The sequence below is a fragment of the Streptomyces sp. FH025 genome (genome assembly GCF_017427025.1).
GTDB lineage: Bacteria > Actinomycetota > Actinomycetes > Streptomycetales > Streptomycetaceae > Kitasatospora.
The window spans coordinates 1-7,748 of record NZ_JAFLNG010000365.1; the positions used below are offsets into that span (position 1 = coordinate 1).

Sequence of the window (7,748 nt, forward strand, 5' to 3'; positions counted from 1 at the left end):
TACGGAAACGAGGACCGCGTCATGCCCCCCACCCCCCGCCAGGGCCATGTGGTCGTAGCTCCGGACAAGTTCAAGGGCACCCTGGAGGGAGCCGAGGCCGCCGCCCGGATCGCCGCCGGCATCCGCCGCGCCGCGCCCGGCACCGAGGTGCGCGAACTGCCCGTCGCCGACGGTGGCGAGGGCACCCTGGCCGCCGCGCTCGCGGCCGGCTTCACCCGCGTCCCGGCCAAGGTGGCCGGCCCGACCGGCCTGCCGGTGGAGGCCGCGCTCGCCGTCAGCGGCGACACCGCCGTGGTCGAGCTGGCCCAGGCCGCCGGGCTCGCCCGGCTGCCCGGCGGCCGGACCGCCCCGCTCGCGGCGAGCTCCTACGGGGTCGGCCAGCTGATCCGCCGGGCGGTGTCGCTGGGTGCCAAGCGGATCGTGCTGGGCCTCGGCGGCAGTGCCTGTACCGACGGCGGGGCCGGCATGGTACAGGCGCTCGGAGTGAGCCTGCGCGACGCGGACGGCACCGAACTCCCGCCCGGTGGGGCCGCGTTGCGCCGACTCGCGCGGATCGACCCGGGCCGGCTGGCCGAGCTGCTGACCGGCGTCGAGCTGGTGGTCGCCTGCGACGTGGACAACCCGCTGCTCGGCCCGCGCGGCGCCGCCGCCGTCTACGGCCCGCAGAAGGGCGCCGACGCGGACGACCTGATGGTCCTGGAGGAGGGCCTGACCCGTTTTGCCGACCAGGTCGCCGCGGTGACCGGCCGCGACGTACGGGAGTCCCCCGGTGCCGGAGCCGCCGGCGGGGTGGGCTTCGCCGCCCTCGCGCTGCTCGGCGCCTCCATGCGGCCCGGTATCGAGCTGCTGCTCGAACTGCTGGGTTTCGACGAGGCCGTGCACGGGGCACGCCTCGTCGTCACCGGCGAGGGCTGCCTGGACGCGCAGACGCTCCACGGCAAGGCCCCCGCCGGAGTCGCCGCGGCGGCGGCCCGGGCGGGGGTTCGGGTGGCCGCGGTGGCGGGCCGGCTGGAGCTGTCCGAGTCGCAGTGGCGGGCGGCGGGGTTCACCGCCGCCATCGCGCTCACCGATCTGGCGGAGCGGCCGGGCGACAGTCTGACCAGGGCCGCCGAGCTGGCCGAGGTCGCGGGGGAGCGGTTGGCCGAGGAGCTGCTTCCGGGCTGAGGCCTCGTACGTTCCTCCATTGACGTTTTGTTGAAGGCGGCCCTAGGCTCCCCGGCAATCCTTCGGTCGCTCCGGCGTCGCCCACCCCCAAACCATCCTCAACTTCCAGGTTTCGGAGGTCTCCCATGCCTTTCAGCCAGCCGATGGTGATCAGCTCCCGACGGGTGGTCCTGCCCGACGGTGAGCGCCCCGCGGACGTGCTGATCCGGGACGGGAAGATCGTCGAGGTCGCCGCGCACGGCTCGCTCACACAGCTCGCGGCTGAGCTCGCGGCCGGGCTCACGGACCTCGGCGACACCGCCCTGCTGCCCGGCCTGGTCGACACCCACGTGCACGTCAACGAGCCCGGCCGCACCGAGTGGGAGGGCTTCGCCACCGCCACCCGGGCGGCTGCGGCCGGTGGCGTCACCACCGTCATCGACATGCCGCTCAACTCCATCCCGCCCACCACCACGGTGGCGGCGCTGGAGGTCAAGCGGAAGGCCGCCGAGGGTAGGGCATGGGTCGACCTGGGCTTCTGGGGCGGAGCGGTCCCCGGCAACGTCGCCGACCTCGAACCCCTGCACCGGGCGGGCGTGTTCGGCTTCAAGAGCTTCCTCGCCCCGTCCGGCGTCGACGAGTTTCCGCACGTCGAGGCCGCCGACCTGGAGGCCGCCCTGGCCGAGCAGGCCAGGATCGGGGCGCTGGCGATCATCCACGCCGAGGACCCGGCCGTCCTGGCCGCCGCGCCGCAGCAACCCGGCGTCCACTACCGGGACTTCCTCGCCTCCCGCCCCGCCGGCGCGGAGACCGCCGCCGTCGCCCACCTCCTCGACACCGCCCGGCGCACCGGCGCCCGGGTGCACATCCTGCACGTCTCCTCGGCGGCCGTGCTGCCGCTGCTGCGCCGGGCCCGCGCGGACGGCGTACGGGTGACCGCCGAGACCTGCCCGCACTACCTGACCCTCGCCGCCGAGCAGGTGCCGGACGGCGACACCGCCTTCAAGTGCTGCCCGCCGATCCGCGACGAGGCCAACCGCGACGCGCTCTGGGAAGCCCTGGGGCGCGGCGAGTTCATCGCCGTCGTCTCCGACCACTCGCCGTCCACCCCCGATCTCAAGCTGCTGCCCGAGTACGGCGGAAGCGGCGACTTCGCGGCCGCCTGGGGCGGCATCGCCTCGCTCCAGCTGGGCCTGCCCGCCGTCTGGACCGAGGCCCGCCGCCGCGGCCACACCCTGGCCGACGTGGTGCGCTGGATGTCCGCCGGGCCGGCCGAGCTGGCCGGCCTCAGCGGCACCAAGGGCGCCATCGCGGTCGGCCGTGACGCCGACCTGGTCGCCTTCGACCCCGACGGCGAACTCACCGTCCGGGCCGCCGGGTTGCACCACCGCAACCCGGTGACCCCGTACGCGGGCCGGACGCTCACCGGGGCGGTCCGCACCACCTGGCTGCGCGGCCGCGTGGTGGACACCGGCGCCGAGCCCTTCGGGCGCCCGCTCACCCGGCCCGCGGACACCCCGCCCGACGACGTCGTGTGAACCGACGACGTCGTGTGAACCGACAACGTCTTCTGATCCGACAACGTCTTCTGAGGAGAGTCAGTGACCATTGCCGACACCCCGAGCGCTCCCTTCACCGAGCTGGTCGACCTGGCCTCCCGGCTGCTCGGCGCGGGCGTCGTCGCCACCAACGAGGACACCTTCGCGGACGCGGAGAACCTGCTGGTCGCGAAGCCGGCCGAGTTCCGTCCGCACACCTTCGGCCACAAGGGCCAGATCATGGACGGCTGGGAGTCCAAGCGCCGCCGCGGCGTCTCCGCCGACCACCCGCACCCCACCGACCAGGACCACGACTGGACGATCGTCCGGCTCGGGGCCGCCGGGGTGATCCGCGGCGTGATCGTCGACACCGCCCACTTCACCGGCAACTACCCGGAAAGCGCCTCGGTCGAGGCCGCCTCCGTACCCGGCCACCCCTCACCCGAGGAGTTGCGGGACGCCGAGTGGACCACGGTGGTGCCGCGCACCCCGCTGCAGGGTGACACCGCCCACGAGTTCGCCGTCCAGGACGGCACCCGTTACACCCACGTGCGGCTGAACATCTTCCCGGACGGAGGCGTCGCCCGGCTCAGGGTGCACGGCGAGGTGCTGCCCGACCCGCGCGAACTCGAAGGCCTCACCTTCGACTTGGCCGCGCAGGAGTTCGGCGGCGTGGCCGAGGTGGCCTCCGACCGCTACTTCTCCTCCCCGCACAACCTGAACGCTCCCGGCCGAGCCTCCGTCATGGGCGATGGCTGGGAGACCCGGCGTCGGCGCGACAAGGCCAACGACTGGGTGCAGATCGCCCTGGCCGGGGGCGGTGAGGTCCTGGCCGTCGAGGTGGACACCTCCCACTTTGTCGCCAATGCCCCCGGCTGGGCCGACCTGATCGGCTTCGACGCCTCGACCGGGCAGGATCCGGCCGACGGCGAGTGGTTCGAACTCCTGCCCCGCACCCGGCTGCAGCCCGACACCCGGCACCGCTTCCGGCTCTCCGCGGGCCGCCCGGTGACCCACGTGCGGATCAACGTCTACCCGGACGGCGGCCTCGCCCGTCTCCGGCTCACCGGCCGCCTCACCGAGGCCGGCCGCGCGGCCCTCGCGCTGCGCTGGTTCAACGCCGTCCCGGCCGCCGAGGCCGCGGACGCCCTCACCGAGGCCGGCCTGAGCGGCGCGGAGGCCGCGGAACTGGCCGCCGCCCGCCCGCTGACGGACCCGGGCGCGGCCGCCGTACGGCGCCTGCTCGGTATCCGAAACCTCTGAGCACCGTCTGAGCACCGTCACCTCGCTCTTCACGCGCCGCCTCCATCGACATCTGAAGGACCCTCCATGCCCAAGATCCTGACCACGGAGTCCGGCGCCCCGGTCGCCGACAACCAGAACTCGGCCTCCGCCGGCGAGTACGGCCCGCTGCTGATCCAGGACCAGCACCTGCTGGAGAAGCTGGCCCGGTTCAACCGCGAGCGCATCCCGGAGCGCGTCGTGCACGCCCGGGGCTCAGGCGCGTACGGCTACTTCGAGGTCACCGACGAGGTGGCGAAGTACACGAGGGCGGCCTTCCTGTCCGAGGTCGGCAAGCGCACCGAGGTCTTCCTGCGCTTCTCCACGGTGGCCGGCAACCTGGGCGCCAGCGACGCGGTGCGCGACCCGCGCGGCTTCGCCGTGAAGTTCTACACGGAGCAGGGCAACTACGACCTCGTCGGCAACAACACCCCGGTGTTCTTCATCAAGGACCCGGTCAAGTTCCCCGACTTCATCCACTCGCAGAAGCGCGACCCGTACACCGGCGTGCAGGAGGCGGACAACGTCTGGGACTTCTGGGCCCACTCGCCGGCCTCGACCCACCAGATCACCTGGCTGTTCGGCGACCGCGGCATTCCGGCCTCGTACCGGCACATGAACGGCTACGGCTCGCACACCTACCAGTGGGTCAACGCCGAGGGCGAGGCCCACTGGGTGAAGTACCACTTCAAGACCAACCAGGGCATCCGCAGCCTGGACGGCGACCAGGCCGCCGAGGTGGTCGGTGCCGACGCCGACTCGCACCAGCGCGACCTGCACCAGGCCATCGAGCGCGGGGTCTTCCCGTCCTGGACCCTCTACGTCCAGCTGATGCCGGTCGCCGAGGCCGCGGACTACCGCTTCAACCCCTTCGACCTCACCAAGGTGTGGCCGCACGCCGACTACCCGCTGGTCAAGGTCGGCCGCCTGGTGCTCAACAGGAACCCGGAGAACGTCTTCGCCGAGGTCGAGCAGTCCGCGTTCTCGCCGAACAACTTCGTGCCCGGCATCGGTCCGTCCCCGGACAAGATGCTCCAGGGCCGCTTGTTCGCCTACGCGGACGCCCAGCGCTACCGCCTCGGCGTCAACCACACCCTGCTGCCGGTGAACGCCCCGCGCGCCACCGAGGCGAACAACTACGGCCGGGACGGGGCCATGGCCGTCAACGGCGCGGGCCGCGGCAGGAACTACGAGCCGAACTCGTACGGCGGCCCGACCCAGACCGACGAGGCGCTCGCGGCGCCGGTCGAGGTGAACGGCCACACCGGCACCTACACGACTCCGGCCCACAGCAAGGACGACGACTTCTTCCAGGCCGGCGAGCTGTACCGGCTGATGTCGGAGGGCGAGAAGGCCCGCCTGGTCGGCAACATCGCGGGCTCCCTGTCGCAGGTGACGCGGGACGACGTCGTCGAGAAGAACCTGGCCCACTTCCACGCCGCCGACGAGGAGTACGGCGCCAGGGTCGCGGCGGCCGTCGCCGAACTGCGCGCGGGCGACGAGGGCTGAGCCGCCGCGACCTGTCGACCGACCATCCGCACCCGCACGGCCGCCCGGGACCGCAACCCGGCGGCCGTGCGACGGGTCCCTCCCTCCGGGCAGTGGGGGAGGGGCCCGTCGGGCGTCGGGCGGCCGCCCCTTTTACCAGGTGACCGGGCCGCGCTCCACGGAATGCTCACGGATATTCACGGACGGCAGTTGTCGGGGGCGCGGGGTCGATAGGCTGGAGACTGCCCGCGGTCGCTCCGTGGGGGGACATCGGAAGGGGACGACATGTCGACACCAGCCCCGGGTCGTCACGCCGCTTTGGACCAGGGCCTGGCGGGCCCGTTCACCTCCCTGCAGCACGCCCTCAGACTGCTGGAGGCCGTCGACCGCCACCCCGACGGCGCCACCCTGGTCGCCCTCGCGAGGGAGACCTCGCTCGGCCTGCCGACCGTGCGGCGGCTCGCGGAGATCCTGGAGATCGAGGGCTACCTCCAGTGCCAGGACGGGGGTTGGGTGCTCGGCGGCACCTTCGCGCTGCTCGGGCAGCACAACCGGGAACAGCTGGTCAAGGCTCGACTGAACCGCAAACTCGCCGAACTCCGCGACGAGTTGGGCGCCGCGGTGTACTTCAGCCGTTACCACGAGGGGGAGTTGTCGGTCGAGGCGGTCTCGGCGTCCGACTTCGCGCCGGCCGTGCAGGAGTGGGTGGACTTCCGGGCCACCGCGCACGCCAGCGCGATCGGCAAGTGCCTGCTCAGCCAGCTGGACGCGGACGCCCGGCGCGACCACCTCTCCCGGCACCCGGTCGCCCGGCTCACCTCCCGCACGGTCACCGATGCCGACCAGCTGATGCACCGGCTGGAGCGGCAGCCGGCCACGGTGCCGGTGCTGGACATTCAGGAGTACGCGCTCGGCACGGTGTGCGCGGCGGTGCCGATCACGGCGGGCAGCACGGTCGGGTGCCTGGCCACCTCGATGCCGGCGGACAACATCCACAAGCTGAAGGCCGCCGCCGAGCTGCTGGCGGCTCGGGCGGCGCCGCTGATGCTGGCGATGGCGGTCTGAACCGTCCGCCCGACGGGCCCCGCCGGACGTGACGCGTCCGGCGGGGCCCTCGTTGTCCCGACCGTTCCACTGGTGGTGATTCAGCGGTGTTCCCGTTGTCGTCCTCCGGGGCGTCCTCGGGTGTGCATCACTTATTAGACTCGATGTCGATAAGAGTTGCCGAAACCCTTGTCCCGGCCGCTACCCGCGAGTACGTTTCCCTCAATCGAGCCGCCCGCCCAGGTCAGGAGGGCCTGTCATGACCCGAACCACCCCTGTCCCCGCCCTCGCCGCCCCCGCCGCGCGTGTGCACGACGGCCTCGTCCTGGAGCCCCGGGACGTCCGCTTCGACTGGTCCGGGCTGCCGCTGCACTGGATCCCGGACGAGCCGATGGCCACCCACGTCATCAACGTGCTGCACCTGCTGCTGCCCGAGGGCGAGCGCTGGTTCGTCAAGGTGTTCAAGGAGGCCCTGCCGCTGATCCGGGACGAGCAGCTGCGCGAGGAGGTGCTCGGCTTCATCGGGCAGGAGGCCATCCACGCCGAGGCGCACCAGGAGGTGCTCGACCACCTGCTCGGCCAGGGGCTCGACCCGCGCCCGTACGTCCGGCAGATCTCCTGGCTGTTCCAGCGTGTCCTGGGTGACAAGCAGGGCCTGACGCCGGCCCAGCGGCGGGAGAACATCATCGAGCGGGTCGCCTTCGTCGCGGCGATCGAGCACTTCACCGCCTTCCTCGGCAACTGGGCCCTCAACTCGCCCGGCCTGGACCGGGCGAAAGCCGACCCGACGATGCTCGACCTGCTGCGCTGGCACGGCGCCGAGGAGGTCGAGCACCGCAGCGTCGCCTTCGACCTGATGGTCCACCTGGACCCGGGCTACCTGCGTCGGATACGCGGGATGATGGTCTCCGGGCCACTGCTGGTCCACCTGTGGGTGCGCGGCGCCCGGTTCATGCTCGCCGCCGACCCGACGCTGGCGGGGCGACTCAAGCCCACCTGGCGGGAGGCGGGCCAGATCGCCAAGCGCGGGCTGCTGCCGGATCCGGTGAAGTCGATCCGCTCCGGGCTGCGGTACCTGCGGCCGGGCTACCACCCGACCCAGGAGGGGTCCTCCAGTCAGGCGCTGGGCTACCTCGCCACCTCCCCGGCCGCCCGCACGGCGGCTGCGATCGGCTGACGGTTAGCGGCTGACGGCTGACAGATGACAGCCGACAGATGACAGCCGACAGATTTCAGCGAACAGAAAACGTCATC

The 7,748-nt window shown here is 72.6% G+C and carries 6 protein-coding genes; all 6 read left to right on the forward strand.

The genetic code is table 11. The annotated features are described in order from the left end of the window. Positions 1-21: 21 nt before the first annotated feature. The 6 genes from J0670_RS23645 to J0670_RS23670 all read left to right on the forward strand — a co-directional run bounded on the left by J0670_RS23645 (position 22) and on the right by J0670_RS23670 (position 7,671). The gene (locus J0670_RS23645) at positions 22-1,164 is read left to right on the forward strand and encodes a glycerate kinase (protein ID WP_207813665.1); all 1,143 of its coding nucleotides are present in this window, start codon (positions 22-24) and stop codon (positions 1,162-1,164) included. A gap of 125 nt (positions 1,165-1,289) precedes the next feature. After that, entirely contained in the window at positions 1,290-2,681 is a 1,392-nt protein-coding gene (gene allB / locus J0670_RS23650) for an allantoinase AllB (protein WP_207813666.1), read from the forward strand. A gap of 63 nt (positions 2,682-2,744) precedes the next feature. Continuing rightward, positions 2,745-3,944, forward strand: coding sequence for an allantoicase (gene alc, locus J0670_RS23655; protein ID WP_207813667.1), 1,200 nt, complete (start codon positions 2,745-2,747; stop codon positions 3,942-3,944). Positions 3,945-4,010: 66 nt separating this feature from the next. Continuing rightward, positions 4,011-5,471, forward strand: a complete 1,461-nt coding sequence (locus J0670_RS23660; RefSeq protein ID WP_207813668.1) for a catalase — start codon at positions 4,011-4,013, stop codon at positions 5,469-5,471. 264 nt (positions 5,472-5,735) lie between these two features. Beyond that, the gene (locus J0670_RS23665) at positions 5,736-6,515 is read left to right on the forward strand and encodes an IclR family transcriptional regulator (protein WP_207813669.1); all 780 of its coding nucleotides are present in this window, start codon (positions 5,736-5,738) and stop codon (positions 6,513-6,515) included. A gap of 238 nt (positions 6,516-6,753) precedes the next feature. Further along, positions 6,754-7,671 (forward strand): metal-dependent hydrolase, encoded by a 918-nt coding sequence (locus J0670_RS23670; protein WP_207813670.1) that lies wholly within the window; start codon positions 6,754-6,756, stop codon positions 7,669-7,671. Positions 7,672-7,748: the final 77 nt, after the last annotated feature.